This is a genomic window from Streptomyces sp. NPDC047017 (genome assembly GCF_040644175.1).
In the GTDB taxonomy this organism is placed as follows: domain Bacteria; phylum Actinomycetota; class Actinomycetes; order Streptomycetales; family Streptomycetaceae; genus Streptomyces.
This window is the reverse complement of record NZ_JBEYVW010000002.1, coordinates 334,468-349,622: the sequence shown is the minus strand read 5'-3', so window position 1 is coordinate 349,622 and position 15,155 is coordinate 334,468. Positions and strand designations below refer to the sequence as shown.

The following is a 15,155-nucleotide window of genomic DNA, read 5'->3' as shown; positions in this document are numbered from 1 at the left end:
TACGTCGGCTGCACGTCGGCTGTACGCCGGCTGTACGTCGGCTGCACGTCCTGCTCCGGGCGGGGCGGCTCCCGGGCGCGCGGTACCTTCGTTCTCACCCTCATGAGGAGATGAACGTGAGCATGTTGGTGCAGCCGTCCGCCGGGGGAGACCCGTTCGGGACCGCGCGTCTGCGGCGGGGTGTGCTGGACGCCTGGGCGGCCAGTCCGGCGCGGTTCAGGGAGGACGCCAACGCCGAGGAGGATCTGGTCCTGGGCGGCTACCGGGACCGGCTCGTCGTCGAACTGGCGCAGAACGCCGCCGACGCCGCCGCCCGCGCGGGCGTGCCCGGCCGGCTGCGCCTGACCCTGCGCGACGGGGTCCTCCTCGCCGCCAACACCGGCGCCCCGCTGGACGCGGCCGGCGCGGAGTCGCTGGCCACGCTGCGCGCCTCCGCCAAACGGGAGGCGGCGGACACGGGGACGGCCACCGTCGGCCGGTACGGCGTCGGCTTCGCCGCCGTCCTCGCCGTCACCGACGAGCCCGCCGTCGTCGGCCTGCACGGCGGCGTCCGCTGGTCGCTGGCCGAGGCCCGGGGCCTGGCCGAGGAGACCGCCCGGCACAGTCCCGGCCTCGCCGACGAGATCCGCCGCCGCGACGGCCACGTACCGCTGCTGCGGCTCCCGTTCACCGCCGAGGGCACCGCCCCCGACCCGTACGACACGGTCGTCATCCTGCCGTTGCGCGACACGGCCGCCGCCGCCCTCGCCGAACGCCTGCTGCGCGCCGTCGACGACGCCCTGCTGCTCGCCCTGCCCGGCCTGGCGGAAGTCGTCGTCGAGATCGGCGACGCCGACCCCCGTATCCTGCGCCGCACCACCGAGGGCCCGCTCACCGTCGTCACGGACACCCAGGAGGGCACCACCCGGTGGCGTACCGCCGCCGCGCACGGCCCCCTCACCCCCGAACTGCTCGCCGGCCGCCCGGTGGAGGAGCGGCTGCGCCCCCACTGGTCCGTCACCTGGGCCGTCCCCGTCGACGACGACGGCGCCCCGCTGCCGCCGCGCACCGCGCCGGTCCTGCACGCGCCCACCCCGAGCGACGAACCCCTCGGCGTGCCCGCCCTGCTCATCGCGTCGTTCCCGCTGGACCCCACCCGCCGGCACACCGCGCCCGGACCGCTCACCGACTTCCTCGCGCAGCGCGCCGCCGACGCCTACGCCGGGCTCCTCGCCGGCTGGCGGCCGGTGACGGAGGCCCTCATCGGCCTGGTGCCCGGCCCGCTCGGCAAGGGCGAACTGGACGGCACCCTGCGCCAGGCGATCCTGGACCGGCTGCCGCGTACCGCCTTCCTGCCGCCCGCCGCCGCACCCGACGCGAACCGCCACCAAGGCCGAGATCAAGGCCATGGCCAGGGTCAAGGCCGGGGCCAGGGCCGGGGCCAGGGCCAGGGCCAGGGCCGGGGCCAGGGCCAAGATCAAGATCACGGCCACGACTACGACTACGACCACGACCACGACCACGATCAAAGCCATGATCACGACCCCGGCCTGCCCGAGGCGCTGCGCCCGCGTGACGCCGAGGTGGTCGAGGGCGCGGGCGCCGAGACCGTGCGCGTCCTGGCCGAGGTGCTGCCCACCCTGCTGCCCGCGGGCCTGGAGCGGCGCGTGGAACTGCGCACGCTCGGCGTGGCCCGCGTCCCGCTGACCGACGCCGTGGACCGGCTGGCCGGCCTGGAGAAGGAACCGGACTGGTGGCGGCGGCTGTACGACAGTCTCGCCGGCGTCGACCCGGACCGGCTCACCGGCCTGCCGGTGCCGCTGGCCGACGGACGCACCGCCATCGGACCCCGCCAGGTGCTGCTGCCCGCCCCGGACGCCGCCCTCACCGACCCGGAGGTACTGGCCCGGCTCGGCCTCAAGGTCGCCCACCCCGACGCCGTCCACCCGGTCCTGGAAAAGCTCGGCGCGCTGAGCGCCACCCCGCGCGCGGTGCTCACCACCCCGCAGGTGCGGGCCGCGGTCGCCGCCTCCCTCGACGAGGACGGCGGGGCCTGGGACGAGGACACCCCCGACGCCGAGGAACTCGCCGACACCGTCCTCGCCCTGGTCCGCGACGCCGGACTGGAGGCGGGCGAGGAACCCTGGCTGGGCGCGCTCGCCCTGCCCGACGAGGACGGCGAACTCGCCCCCGCCGGTGAACTCGTCTTCCCCGGCGGCCCGTTCGCACAGGTCATGCGTGAGGGCGAACTGCCCGCCGTGGACGCCGAACTGGCCGCCACCTGGGGCGAGCAGCCGCTCGCCGCCTGCGGTGTCCTGGCTGGCTTCGCGCTCGTCCGGGCCACCGACGTCGTCCTCGACCCGGACGAACTGGAGCCCCGCGAGGCCGACTTCCCCGAGCCCGACGACCCGGGCCTGCTTGACGCGGTCGACGTGTGGTGCGAGGACGTCCTCGACCGGTTCCCGGACACCCCGGTGCCGCCGGTCGCCACCGAACTCGTCGCCGTACGCGACCTGGACCTCGTCGACGACGAGCAGTGGCCGCGGGCCCTCGCCCTGCTGGCCCGGCCGCCGCTGCGCGACGCGCTCACCCAGCCGGTGCGGGTCCTGCTGCCGGACGGCACCCACGAGGTCGTACGCCCCTACACCGCCTGGTGGCTGCGCGGGCACCCGGTGCTCGGCGGGCGCCGGCCGGCCGGCCTGCGCGCCGCCGGCTCCGACCCGCTGCTGCGCGGCCTGTACGACGAGGCCGACGCCACCGGCTTCGACGACGAGCAGGTGCTGCGGGCGCTGGGCGTGCGCACCTCCGTGGCCGCGCTGCTCGACGAGCCGGGCGGCGCCGCCGAACTCCTGGACCGGCTCGCCGACCCCGAGCGCCCGGTGAGCGCCGCCCAACTGCACGCCCTGTACGGCGCGCTGGCCGAGCTGGACCCGGAACGGGTCACCCTGCCCGACGAGGTGCGGGCCGTGGTCGACGGGCGGGTGGCGGTCGTGGACGCGGCCGACGCCGTGGTGTGCGACTCCCCGGACCTGCTGCCGTTCACCTCCGGCGTGCCGCTGCTGCCGGTACGGCCCGTGCTCGCCGGCGACCTGGCCGAGCTGTTCCAGGTGCGGCGGCTGAGCGAGTCCGTGCCCGGCTCGGTCGACTCCGAGGGCACCGAGCACGACGTACCGGAGCCGGTGCGGGTGCTGCTCGGGGCGCGCACCCCCGCCACCTACGTCGAGCACGAGGAACTCGTCGTGGACGGCACCGAACTGGACTGGCGCCTGACCGACGACGGCGTGCTGCACGCGGCCACCCTGGAGGGCGTGGCCGCGGGCCTGGCCTGGGCCGCCGGGCAGTGGCCGCGCCGCTTCGAGGTGGCCGCGCTCCTTGAGGACCCGTCACGGACGGAGGAACTGGCCCGCGACCGCTGGTTCGACTGACCACTCTCCGGCTGATCACATCGCGACCGGTCACATCGCGACCGGTCACATCGCGACCGGTCACATCGCGACCGGTCACATCGCGACCGGTCACATCGCGACCGGTCACATCGCGACCGGTCACGCTGCGACCGGTCATGCCTCGGCTGATCACACGGGGAAGCGGCGGCCGACCCACTTCCACAGGTACTCCAGGACGGCCGACGCCACGACGGCGATGCCCACCGCGAGCCAGGGCATCGCCGTCCCCACCAGCTTCAGCGCGAAGAACCGCTGGAGCGCGGGCACGGCCAGCACCACCAGGAACGCCGCCCCCATCGCGGCCACCAGCAGCACCCGCCACCAGGTGTAGGGGCGGGCGATGATCGCCAGGATCCACATCGAGATCAGGAACAGTGTGAGGGTGGCCGCGCTGGTCTCCGCGCCGAGCGCGTCCGGCCCGCTGTAGTGGTGGCGGGCGATCAGATACATGACGAAGGTGGCGACGGCCGCGAGCACCCCGCCCGGGATCGCGTACCGCATGACCCGCCGGACGAAGTGCGGACGGGCCCGTTCCGTGTTGGGGGCGAGCGCCAGGAAGAAGGCCGGGACGCCGATGGTCAGCGTGGACAGCAGGGTCAGGTGCCGGGGCAGGAACGGGTACTCCACCTGCGAGCACACCACCAGCACGGCCAGCAGCACCGAGTAGACCGTCTTCACCAGGAACAGGGTCGCCACCCGCGTGATGTTCCCGATGACCCGCCGCCCCTCGGCGACCACCGACGGCAGCACGGAGAAGCTGTTGTCCAGCAGCACGATCTGCGCCACCGCCCTCGTCGCCTCCGAGCCCGACCCCATCGACACGCCGATGTCGGCGTCCTTGAGGGCGAGGACGTCGTTGACGCCGTCACCGGTCATCGCGACCGTGTGCCCGCGCGACTGGAGGGCGCCCACCATGTCCCGCTTCTGCTGCGGGGTGACCCGGCCGAACACCGTGCCCTCGTCCAGCTCCTCGGCCATCGCCTCCCGCTCGCCGGGCAGCCGGCGCGCGTCGACGGCGGAGCCGGTGAGGCCCACCTTGGCGGCCACCGCGCCGACCGAGACCGCGTTGTCACCGGAGATGACCTTGGCACGGACGTCCTGCTCGGCGAAGTAGCGCAGCGTGTCGGAGGCGTCCGGGCGCAGCCGCTGCTCCAGGACGACCAGGGCGGCCGGCGTGACGGTCCGGGCCACCTCCGGGTCGTCCAGCTCGCGGCCGGCACGGGCCAGCAGCAGCACCCGCAGGCCCTGCTCGTTGAGCCGCCCGGTCTCGGCGAGGGCCGGGTCGCCGTCGGCGAGCAGCACGTCGGGGGCGCCCAGCAGCCAGGTACTGGACTCGCCGTCGCCCTCGCTGAAGCTCGCGCCGCTGTACTTGCGGGCCGAGGAGAACGGCAGCGACTCCACGCAGCGCCACTCCTCGCTGTCCGGGCAGGCGTCGATGATCGCCTGGAGGGAGGCGTTCGGGCGCGGGTCGGACTCGCCGAGGGCGCCGAGGACCTGGCGTACGTACGTCTCCTCGTGGCCGTTGAGCGGGTGCAGGGCGGTGACGTCCATACCGCCCTCGGTGAGGGTGCCGGTCTTGTCCAGGCACACCGTGTCCACCCGGGCCAGGCCCTCGATCGCGGGCAGCTCCTGCACCAGGCACTGTTTGCGGCCGAGCCGGATCACCCCGATCGCGAAGGCGACGGAGGTGAGCAGGACCAGGCCCTCCGGGACCATGGGGACGATCCCGCCCACGGTGCGCGCGACGGAGTCCTTCAGGTCGTCGTTCTTGGCGACGAGCTGGCTGATGACCAGCCCGACCGCGGTCGGGACCATCATCCACGTCACGTACTTGAGGATGGTGGAGATGCCCGTGCGCAGCTCGGAGTGGACGAGGGTGAAACGGGACGCCTCCTCGGCGAGCTGGGCGGCGTACGCCTCGCGGCCGACCTTGACCGCCTGGTACGCGCCGCCGCCCGCCACCACGAAACTGCCCGACATGACCTGATCGCCCGGGCGCTTGACGACGGGGTCGGCCTCGCCGGTGAGCAGCGACTCGTCGATCTCCAGCCCGTCGGCCTCCACGCACGCGCCGTCCACGACGACCTTGTCCCCCGGGCCGACCTCGATCACGTCCCCGAGGACGATCTCCGAGGTGGCGATCTCGGTGGCGGCGCCGTCGCGGCGGACGGTGGGGCGGGACTCGCCGATCACCGCGAGGGAGTCCAGGGTCTGCTTGGCCCGCCACTCCTGGAGGATGCCGATACCGGTGTTGGCGAGGATCACGAAGCCGAAGAGGCTGTCCTGGATCGGCGCGACGAACAGCATGATCAGCCAGAGGATGCCGATGATCGCGTTGAAGCGGGTGAAGACGTTCGCACGGACGATCTCGGCGAGGGAGCGGCTGCTGCGCACCGGTACGTCGTTGACCTCGCCGCGGGCGAGGCGTTCCGCGACGTCGGCGGAGGTGAGGCCGTTCGGCCTGGGCGGGGGGAGGGGTATGGGGTGGACGGGATCCAGCTCCGCGCCGGCGTCGGTGTGGCTCATGCATTCGACGGTACGTGGACCTTTGCGGAGTTGCCCGCTCGTGCGGGTGGGGTGTCGCCGCCCTTCGCCCACCCACCCGCCCGTCTCGGTGGCTACAGGGGTGGCCGTCCTCGGGGCTGCGCCCCGGACCCCGCCGGGGGCTGCGCCCCCGCTCGCCCACCCGCCCGCCCGTCTCGGTGGCTACAGGGGTCACCGTCCTCGGGGCTGCGCCCCGGACCCCGCCGGGGGGCTGCGCCCCTGCTTGCCCACCCACCCGCCCGTCTCGGTGGCTACAGGGGTCACCGTCCTCGGGGCTCCACCCCGCCCCTCGACAGGGCTCCGCCCCCGGCCCCAGCGTGACGAACCGGCGCCCGCCCCGAGTACGGTGCCCCCTCATCCCACCGAGACGGGTGGGCGGGTGGGCGAGCGGGGGACGGTGACCTCTTGTCCCACCGCGTCGGGTGGGATGGTGGGCGAGTGAGGGGGCGGAGCCCCCTCGGGGTTCGGGGCGGAGCCCCGGGGGCGGTCACTCCTGTAGTCACCGAGTCGGGCGGGCGGGTGGGCGAAGGGGTGGCAGGGCGACGCCGCGACCCGACTTCGGCCCGGCACCGCCCCTCCCCGCCCCCCACCGAGCTACACCGACCCCGCCATCCCCGCCCGCTTGATCGCCGCGTCCCGCCTACGGACGTACCACACACCGATCAGCCCCAGCCCCGCCCCGGCCAGGCAGGTCCACACCCACCACGTGTGCCCGTGGTCGTCGAACCAGCCGTAGAAGGGCAGCTGGGCGAGGAAGAGGACGAACCAGACGATCGTGCCGCCGGTGATGGTGGCGACCACGGGGCCCTCCAGGGGCTCCGGCGCCTCGTGCTTGGGGGTCCACTTCGCCATGGGCATCAGCTTACGGCCCGACCGGCAGCCCCCCGATCGCCGACCGGCAGCCCCCTGATCGCCGTTCGCCGCGAGCGCGAGCGCGAGCGCGAGCGCGAACGCGAACGCGAGCGCGAGCGCGAAACGCGAGCACAGAGCAGCACCTACTCCGAGCCACCGCTCTACGCGCGGAGATAGCCATTTCCTCCTTCATATGTTCATACTGAAACCGTTTGAGTCTGGCCACTTCTCTTCGTAGGAAACACCAACCGGGCATCAGGGGGAGACCGGATGGGGATTCCGGAGTGGCGAGGCTCAGTCGCGTTTGATCACGTTTGAGTCCCCTTCAGCCCCGGTACTCCCGTACTCCCCGCACCCTTGAGGTCACCCGTATGTCCACCTCGGCCACCGCCAAGGCTCCCGCCCCCGAGCAGCCGGGCACGCCCCCCGCCTTCGGCGTCCTCGACCGCTACTTCAAGATCTCCGAGCGCGGCAGCTCCCTGCCGCGCGAGATCCGCGGCGGCTTCGCCACCTTCTTCGCGATGGCCTACATCATCGTGCTGAACCCGATCATCCTCGGCAGCGCGAAGGACATGTACGGGCACCAGCTCGACAACGGCCAGCTCGTCACCGCGACCGCCCTGACCGCCGCCTTCACCACGCTCCTGATGGGCGTCATCGGCAACGTGCCGATCGCCCTGGCCGCCGGCCTCGGCGTCAACACCGTCGTGGCGCTCCAGCTCGCGCCCCGCATGTCCTGGCCGGACGCCATGGGCATGGTGGTCCTCGCCGGCTTCGTCGTGATGCTGTTGGTCGCCACCGGGCTGCGCGAGCGCGTGATGAACGCCGTGCCGCTGGGCCTGCGCAAGGGCATCTCCATCGGCATCGGCCTGTTCATCATGCTGATCGGTCTCGTCGACTCGGGCTTCGTCTCCCGGATGCCGGACGCCGCGCACACCACCGTCCCGCTCCAGCTCGGCGGCGACGGCCACCTCAACGGCTGGCCGGTCCTCGTCTTCATCCTCGGCGCGCTGCTCACGCTCGCGCTGATGGTGCGCAAGGTGCCCGGCGCGATCCTCATCTCGATCGTCACGATGACCGTCGTGGCGGTCGTGATCAACGCCGTCGCCACGGTGCCGTCCTGGGGCCTGACCACCCCGAAGTGGCCCGGCAACCCCGTCTCCACCCCCGACTTCGGCCTGCTCGGCAAGGTCAGCCTGTTCGGCGGTTTCGACAAGGTCGGCGCGCTGACCGGCGTCCTGTTCGTCTTCACCGTGCTGCTGTCCTGCTTCTTCGACGCCATGGGCACGATCATGGGCATCAGCGACGAAGCCCGGCTGACGGACGCGCACGGCCAGATGCCCGGCATGAACAAGGTGCTCTTCGTCGACGGCATCGCCGTCGCCGCCGGCGGCGCCAGCTCCGCCTCGGCCACCACCTGCTTCGTGGAGTCCACGGCCGGCGTCGGCGAGGGCGCGCGGACCGGCTTCGCGAACGTCGTCACCGGCCTGCTGTTCGCCGTCGCGCTCTTCCTCACGCCGATCGCCACCATGGTCCCGTCCCAGGCGGCCACCCCGGCGCTGCTCGCGGTCGGGTTCCTGATCCTGTCCGGTTCGATCCGGGAGATCGACTGGGCGGACTACACGATCGCGGTCCCGGCCTTCGTGACGATGCTGATGATGCCGTTCACGTACTCGATCACCAACGGCATCGGCATGGGCTTCATCACCTTCGTGGTGCTGCGCCTGGCGGCCGGCCGCGCCCGCGAGGTCCCGGTGGCGATGTACGTGGTCGCGGCGGTCTTCGCCTTCTACTACCTGATGCCGGCCCTGGGCCTGACCTGACCGGGCCGGGCCGGGCCTGACCTGCCCTGACCTGGCTGGACCTGACCTGGCCACCGCGCTCAGATGACCCCGCCACCGCGCTCAGGTGACCCCGTAGAACCGTTCCGTCTCCTCCACGGCGGACTGGAACCGTTCGTCGAAGTCATCTCGGATGAGCGTCCGGACGACATAGTCCTGGACGCTCATTCCTCTTTTCGCGGCATGGGACCGGAGCCGGTCGAGCAGCTCGCGGTCCATGCGCAGGCTGAGCACGCTGGTGATCCCCATGGGGACGAGGGTCGCGGCAGCGTTCCGCGCCGGGGGTCGCGTTCCGGACGCGTATCACTCGAACGAGTGAGAAGAGTGCTCCGGTAGTGGCAGGAGTCACGGGCCGTGTGCGTGTCCCCGGTGGTCTTTAGCGAGAGTAATGAGTTACGCTAAAGAACATGCCGGACCTTACCCATGGCGACGACGCCGCCGCCGTGAACTCCCTGCGATCGGCCGTGATGCGGCTGTCCCGTCGGCTCAAGCACCAGCGGGTCGACGAGTCGCTGAGCCCCACCGAGATGTCGGTGCTCGGCACCCTCTTCCGCTGCGGCTCGGCCACCCCCGGTGAGCTGGCCCGCAAGGAGCACGTACAGCCGCCGTCGATGACGCGCATCGTGGCGCTGCTGGAGGCCAAGGGCCTGGTCCGGCTGGAGCCGCACCCCGAGGACCGGCGCCAGAAGGTCGTCACCCAGACCGAGCAGGCCGAGACCATGCTCGAAGAGAGCCGCCGCAAGCGGAACGCCTTCCTGGCCGGCCTGGTCGACGACCTCGACGAGGACGAGTGGGCGAAGCTGCGCGCGGCCGCCCCCGTACTGGAAAAGCTCGCGCACCTGTGAACCACGTCAGCAGCCACCGCCACCGAGGAGGCGACCGTCTTTGAGTACGGGATCCGGAGCAGCTTCCGCCCCCGCACCGGCCACCCACGACTCCCCGCCCGCCCCCGACACCCCTGACACATCCGCCGCACCCACATCCACACCCACACCCATACCCGCACCCGCACCCGCACCCGCACCCGCACCCGGGCCCACACCCCCCGGTCCCCCCGCCGCCTCCCGTAAGTCCTCCCGGTCGATGTTCAGCTCGCTGAAGGTCCGGAACTACCGCCTGTTCTTCCTGGGCCAGGTCGTCTCCAACACCGGTACGTGGATGCAGCGCATCGCGCAGGACTGGCTGGTGCTCAGCCTCACCGGCTCCTCCGCCGCCGTCGGTGTCACCACGGCCCTGCAGTTCCTGCCGATGCTGTTGTTCGGGCTGTACGGCGGTGTCCTCGTCGACCGGCTGCCCAAGCGGCCCACGCTGCTCGCGACGCAGTCCGCGATGGCCCTCACCGGCCTGGCGCTCGCCGCGCTCACCCTCACCGGGCACGTCGAGGTCTGGCACGTCTACGTCGCCGCCTTCGCGGTCGGCCTCGCCACGGTCCTGGACAACCCGGCCCGGCAGTCCTTCGTCTCCGAGATGGTCGGCCCGGGGCAGTTGCAGAACGCGGTCAGCCTGAACTCGGCGAACTTCCAGTCCGCCCGGCTGGTCGGCCCCGCCGTCGCGGGCCTCATGATCACCGGCGTCGGCACCGGCTGGGCGTTCCTCGCCAACGGCCTGTCCTTCGTCGCGCCCATCACCGGACTGCTGCTGATGCGCGCCCGTGAGCTGCACGTGGTCGAGCGCACCCCGCGCGGCAAGGGCCAGCTCCGGGAGGGCCTGCGCTATGTCGCCGGCCGCCCCGACCTGATCTGGCCGATCGTCCTGGTCGGGTTCATCGGCACCTTCGGCTTCAACTTCCCGGTGTGGCTGTCGGCCTACGCCGACACCGTCTTCCACTCCGGCGCGGGCGCCTACAGCCTCTTCAACACGCTGATGGCGGTCGGTTCGCTCGTCGGCGCCCTGCTCGCGGCCCGCCGCGGCACCGCCCGGCTGCGGGTGCTGATCGCGGCCGCCGCGGCCTTCGGCGTGCTGGAGGTGGTGGCCGCGCTGGCGCCGTCGTACTGGCTGTTCGCGCTGCTGATGGTGCCGATCGGGGTCTTCGGCCTGACGGTCAACGTCACCGCCAACACCACGGTCCAGATGGCCACCGACCCGGCCATGCGGGGCCGTGTGATGGCGCTGTTCATGATGGTGTTCATGGGCGGCACCCCGCTCGGCGCCCCGCTCGTCGGCTGGGTCACCGACGCCTACGGCGCCCGGGTCGGTTTCGCCCTCGGCGGCCTGATCTCGCTCGCCGCGGCCGTCACCATCGGCCTGGTCCTGACCCGCCTGGGCGGCCTGCGCGTGTCCGTCGGCTGGCACGGCGGCCACCCGAAGGTGAGCTTCGTACCGCGCGAGCGCCGCGAGACCCCCGAGGAGATGGCCGCGGCCTGAGCCGGCCGGCGGCGACTGCCCCGCCGGGGCGCGGGACGGGGAACCGGGCGCGGGCAGTCGGCGTACAGGAAATCCCGGTGAGATTGATCTTGGCCGGCCGGCACACCGTTCCGCAGGGCGACGGCGTTGAGGGCGAGACCGAGGTCGGCGGGCTGGTCCTCCTGGCCCTCGCGGTACGCCCGGCGGATCTGGTCGCGGCCGCCGTGGCAGATCCTGTCGATCCGGCCCGTACCCGGCGAGCGCGGCGCCGAGCGGGGCCGGGCCCTGTGGCGACCTGCTGCCGGTGGACCGCTTCACGCTCACCCGGCCCCGCCGCGCCCGATCCGCCGGCGGGGGCCGGTCCTCCGGCTTGACTTCGAGCGCGCTCCAAGTCCTGGCGTCGAAGGCGTTCGTCAGCCCTTGAGGTACCGCCCGGTCCGCCGGCCGGAGGAGTATCCGCGCATGATCACCCGAACCACGCTCGGCTCGCCCGGTCTCACCGTCAGCGCGATGGGCCTGGGGTGCATGGGGATGAGCGAGAGCTACGGCGCCGCCGACCGGGACGGCGGACTGGCCACCATCGACCGGGCCCTGGAGCTGGGCATCACGTTCCCGGACACCGCCGACGCCCACGGCACCGGGCACAACGAGGTGCTGGTGGGCCGGGCCGTCCACGGCCGCCGGGACCGGGTGCGGCTGGCCACCAAGTTCGGCATCGACCGCAGTGCCGGCGACCGGGCACGCCGCGTCCGCGGTGCCCGGGACTACGTGCTGCGCTCCCGCGGCGCCTCGCTGCTGCGGCTGGGCGTCGAGGTGATCGACCTGTACTACGCCCACCGCCCGCCCCAGGACGTGGAGATCGAGGAGACCGTCGGGGCGATGGCCGAGCTGGTCGAGGCGGGCAAAGTCCGCCATCTGGGCCTGTCCGAGGTCGACGGCGAGCTGCTGCGCCGTGCGCACGCGGTGCACCCGATCACCGCGGTGCAGAGCGAGTACTCGCTGTGGACCCGCGACGTCGAGGCGGTCACCCCGGTGATGGCCGAGCTGGGGGTCGGACTGGTGCCGTACTCGCCGCTGGGGCGGGGGTTCCTGACCGGCACCCTGGACCGCTCCACCCTGGGCGAGAAGGACTTCCGGCGCGCCAACCCCCGCTTCGCCGGCGAGGCGGGCGAGGCCGACGAGAAGATCGCGCAGAGCGTGCGCGAGGTGGCCGACCGGCTGGGTGCCACCCCGGCCCAGGTGGCGCCGGCCTGGGTGTACGCCCGGACCGAGCGGCTCGGGGTGGCGGTGGCGGCCGTTCCGGGCACCCGCAGCCCGGCCCGGCTGGAGCAGAACGCGGCCGCGCTGGAACTCACCCTGGACGCCGAGGCGCTGGCCGCGCCGAACCCGCTGGGCGACCAGGTGACGGGCGAGCGCTACACCCCCGCGCACACCGCCGAGGTCACCCGGGGGTAGCTGGTGGGCTCGACGCGCCCGCCACCCTTGGCCCGGTGGAACACCGCACTCGGTGATCAGCCTTCGATGACACGAACTCGCGTCCGTCCACGTTCGACGGCACAGGACAGGGACACACTGGCCCCATGAGGCTCTTCGCCGCCGTGCTGCCCCCCGAGGACGTCACCGACGCGCTGGCGGCCGAGGTCGCCGAGTTGCGGAAGCTGCCCGGGGCCGACCGGCTGCGCTGGACCGGGCGGCCCGGCTGGCACTTCACGCTCGCCTTCTACGGCGAGGTCCCCGAGGAGACCGTCCCCGAGCTGGAGAGCCGCCTGGCGAAGGCCGCGCGGCGCACCGAACCGTTCGCGCTGGCGCTGCGCGGCGGCGGTCGGTTCGGGGGCGGCAAGGCGCTGTGGACGGGCGCGGACGGCGATGTACGGGCCCTCGGGCTGCTCGCCGGGCGCGCGATGGCGGCGGCGCGCAAGGCGGGCGTGGCGGGCGCGGCGGGCGCGGACACGGGGGAGCACCGCCCCTACAAGGCCCACCTGACGCTGGCCCGCGGCCGCGACGGAGTGGACGTACGGCCGCAGGTGGAGGCGCTGCGCGCCTTCGGCAGCCGGAGCTGGACGGTGGACGGGATCGTCCTCGTCCGCAGCCGGCTGCCGAGGTCCGGCGTGCCCGGCGAGCAACCCCGTTACGAGCCGGTCGCCCGCTGGGCGCTCGGCGGCGCCGGTTAGTCTCGGACCTGTGGACCCGAAGACCCGGAACCGGATCATGGCCGTTGTGCTGGTGCTGATGCTGGCTGTCGTCGCCGTGGCGGCCGCGCTCGGCAGGTGAGGCCGGAAGACGGCGGAGGCCGGGGGGCGGCGGAGGCCGCGGGGGCGGAGGCCGGAAGGCCGGCCTCCGCCTCCGCCCCCGCCCCCGTCTCACCCCCCGAGCGCCGGGCCGCGGGCGGTCACCAGGCGAACGCCTCCGGCGCCGGCCCCGGACCGGGGAAGATCTCGTCGAGCCCGGCCAGCACCTCCTCGCTCAGCTCCAGCTCGACGGCGCGCAGCGCGGACTCCAGCTGACCGGAGGTGCGCGGCCCGACGATCGGCCCGGTGACGCCGGGCCGGGTGAGCAGCCAGGCCAGCGCGGCCTCGCCGGGCTCGATGCCGTGCTTGCCGAGCAGGTCCTCGTACGCCTGGACCCGCGTGCGGGCGGCCGGGTCGGCGAGGGAGTCGACGGTCCGCCCGGAGGCGCGCCGGCCGCCCTCGGCCTGCTTCTTGAGCACACCGCCCAGCAGCCCGCCGTGCAGCGGCGACCAGGCGATGACCCCGAGCCCGTAGTCCCGCGCGGCCGGGATGACCTCCATCTCGGCGCGCCGCTCGGCGAGGTTGTACAGGCACTGCTCGCTGACCAGGCCGTACGTCCCGAGCCGGGCGGCGGTCTCGTTGGCCTGGGCGATCTTGTAGCCGGGGAAGTTGGAGGAGCCGGCGTAGAGGATCTTGCCCTGCCGTACGAGGGTGTCGATCGCCTGCCAGATCTCCTCGAAGGGGGTGCTGCGGTCGACGTGGTGGAACTGGTAGAGATCGATGTGGTCGGTCCGCAGCCGCTTCAGGCTGGCGTCCACGGCGCGCCGGATGTTCAGCGCGGAGAGCTTGTCGTGGTTGGGCCAGGCTTCGCGGTCGGGGCCCATGTTGCCGTAGACCTTGGTGGCCAGGACGACCTTGTCGCGGCGGCTGCCGTCCTGCGCGAACCAGTTGCCGATGATCGACTCGGTGCGGCCCTTGTTCTCGCCCCAGCCGTACACGTTGGCCGTGTCGAAGAAGTTGATGCCGGCGTCCAGCGCGGCGTCCATGATCGCGTGGCTGTCGGCCTCGTCGGTCTGCGGACCGAAGTTCATGGTGCCGAGGACGAGCCTGCTGACCTTGAGTCCGGTGCGTCCGAGCTGTGTGTACTCCATGGTCTCCAAGCCAACGGCCTGGAGTGCGCTCGAAGCAAGAGCGGAGCGGTCCCTCCGCGGGCCGGCCCCTCAGCCCCGCCGGTAGGCCCCGCCCCAGCCCCACCCTTGGTGCATCGCCGCCGCGAACGCCCCCGCGATCGCGTGCTCGCCCCGTTCGTTGGGGTGGGTGCCGTCGTAGGTGTCGGTGTCGAGGGCGTAGTCGTGCGGCGGGGAGGCCAGCAGCAGCGGGGAGCGCGGCTCGTCCAGGTCGGCGGCGGCCTTCGCCAGCAGTTCGTTGAAGAGGGTCACCTGACCGGCGAAGGGCGGGTCGGTCCGGGCGCGGACGTTCGGGATCACCGGGAGCACGACCATCCGTATGCGCGGATTCGCCGCGCGGGCCGCCGCGACGAAAGCGCGTACGTTGGCCGTGGTCTGCTCGGCGTTGGTGTAGAAGCCGAGGTCGATCAGGCCGAGCGAGACGAGCAGCACGTCCGCGCGGCACTCCCGCACCGCCGGGCCGATCAGCGGCGCCATGTGCTGCCAGCCCTCGCCCCAGCCGGCCAGGTGGGCGCGGGGGAAACCGGGGCCGGCGTCGGCGTAGGCGTACGAGACGGGGGCGTCCGCCGTCTTGTCGTACAGCGTCTCGCGCGGGCCGACCAGCGTGAACGGGCCGTCGTACGTCACGCACAGGTGCTGCCACAGCCGGTAGCGCCATGTGTGTTCGCCCGTGCTTCCGATCGTCATGGAGTCACCGACGGGCATGAACCTGAGCATCCGCTCATAATGAACGAT

11 protein-coding genes are annotated in these 15,155 nt (G+C 73.1%); 6 read left to right on the top strand and 5 right to left on the bottom strand.

The annotated features are described in order from the left end of the window. Positions 1–116: 116 nt before the first annotated feature. Positions 117–3,404 (top strand): molecular chaperone Hsp90, encoded by a 3,288-nt coding sequence (locus ABZ858_RS04865; protein WP_361372644.1) that lies wholly within the window; start codon positions 117–119, stop codon positions 3,402–3,404. A 150-nt stretch (positions 3,405–3,554) separates the two neighbouring features. On the opposite strand, the gene ABZ858_RS04860 is transcribed toward ABZ858_RS04865, so the two are convergent. Next, complete coding sequence (locus ABZ858_RS04860; RefSeq protein ID WP_361372642.1) at positions 3,555–5,951, bottom strand: cation-translocating P-type ATPase; 2,397 nt, start codon at positions 5,949–5,951, stop codon at positions 3,555–3,557. Positions 5,952–6,563: 612 nt separating this feature from the next. Beyond that, positions 6,564–6,821, bottom strand: a complete 258-nt coding sequence (locus ABZ858_RS04855; protein ID WP_361372640.1) for a DUF2530 domain-containing protein — start codon at positions 6,819–6,821, stop codon at positions 6,564–6,566. Between the two features lie 371 nt (positions 6,822–7,192). Between ABZ858_RS04855 and ABZ858_RS04850 the strand changes: the two genes are divergently transcribed. Next, complete coding sequence (locus ABZ858_RS04850; protein ID WP_361372638.1) at positions 7,193–8,644, top strand: NCS2 family permease; 1,452 nt, start codon at positions 7,193–7,195, stop codon at positions 8,642–8,644. Positions 8,645–8,725: 81 nt separating this feature from the next. Here ABZ858_RS04850 and ABZ858_RS04845 read toward each other — a convergent pair whose 3' ends face one another. Then, complete coding sequence (locus ABZ858_RS04845; protein ID WP_361372636.1) at positions 8,726–8,911, bottom strand: ribbon-helix-helix protein, CopG family; 186 nt, start codon at positions 8,909–8,911, stop codon at positions 8,726–8,728. Positions 8,912–9,069: 158 nt separating this feature from the next. On the opposite strand from ABZ858_RS04845, the gene ABZ858_RS04840 reads away from it, so the two are divergent. From ABZ858_RS04840 to thpR, 4 genes are all read left to right on the top strand, one after another. Further along, positions 9,070–9,507: a MarR family transcriptional regulator gene (locus ABZ858_RS04840; protein ID WP_361372634.1), complete on the top strand. Its 438-nt coding sequence runs from the start codon at positions 9,070–9,072 to the stop codon at positions 9,505–9,507. Positions 9,508–9,658: 151 nt separating this feature from the next. Beyond that, entirely contained in the window at positions 9,659–11,026 is a 1,368-nt protein-coding gene (locus ABZ858_RS04835; RefSeq protein ID WP_361372968.1) for an MFS transporter, read from the top strand. Between the two features lie 441 nt (positions 11,027–11,467). Further along, positions 11,468–12,460, top strand: a complete 993-nt coding sequence (locus ABZ858_RS04830) for an aldo/keto reductase (protein ID WP_361372632.1) — start codon at positions 11,468–11,470, stop codon at positions 12,458–12,460. 125 nt (positions 12,461–12,585) lie between these two features. Further along, positions 12,586–13,176 (top strand): RNA 2',3'-cyclic phosphodiesterase, encoded by a 591-nt coding sequence (thpR, locus tag ABZ858_RS04825; RefSeq protein WP_361372630.1) that lies wholly within the window; start codon positions 12,586–12,588, stop codon positions 13,174–13,176. Positions 13,177–13,394: 218 nt separating this feature from the next. On the opposite strand, the gene ABZ858_RS04820 is transcribed toward thpR, so the two are convergent. Together ABZ858_RS04820 and ABZ858_RS04815 are read right to left on the bottom strand one after the other, a co-directional pair. Further along, entirely contained in the window at positions 13,395–14,384 is a 990-nt protein-coding gene (locus tag ABZ858_RS04820; protein ID WP_361372628.1) for an aldo/keto reductase, read from the bottom strand. Positions 14,385–14,453: 69 nt separating this feature from the next. Then, positions 14,454–15,137, bottom strand: a complete 684-nt coding sequence (locus ABZ858_RS04815; protein WP_361372626.1) for a GDSL-type esterase/lipase family protein — start codon at positions 15,135–15,137, stop codon at positions 14,454–14,456. Positions 15,138–15,155: the final 18 nt, after the last annotated feature.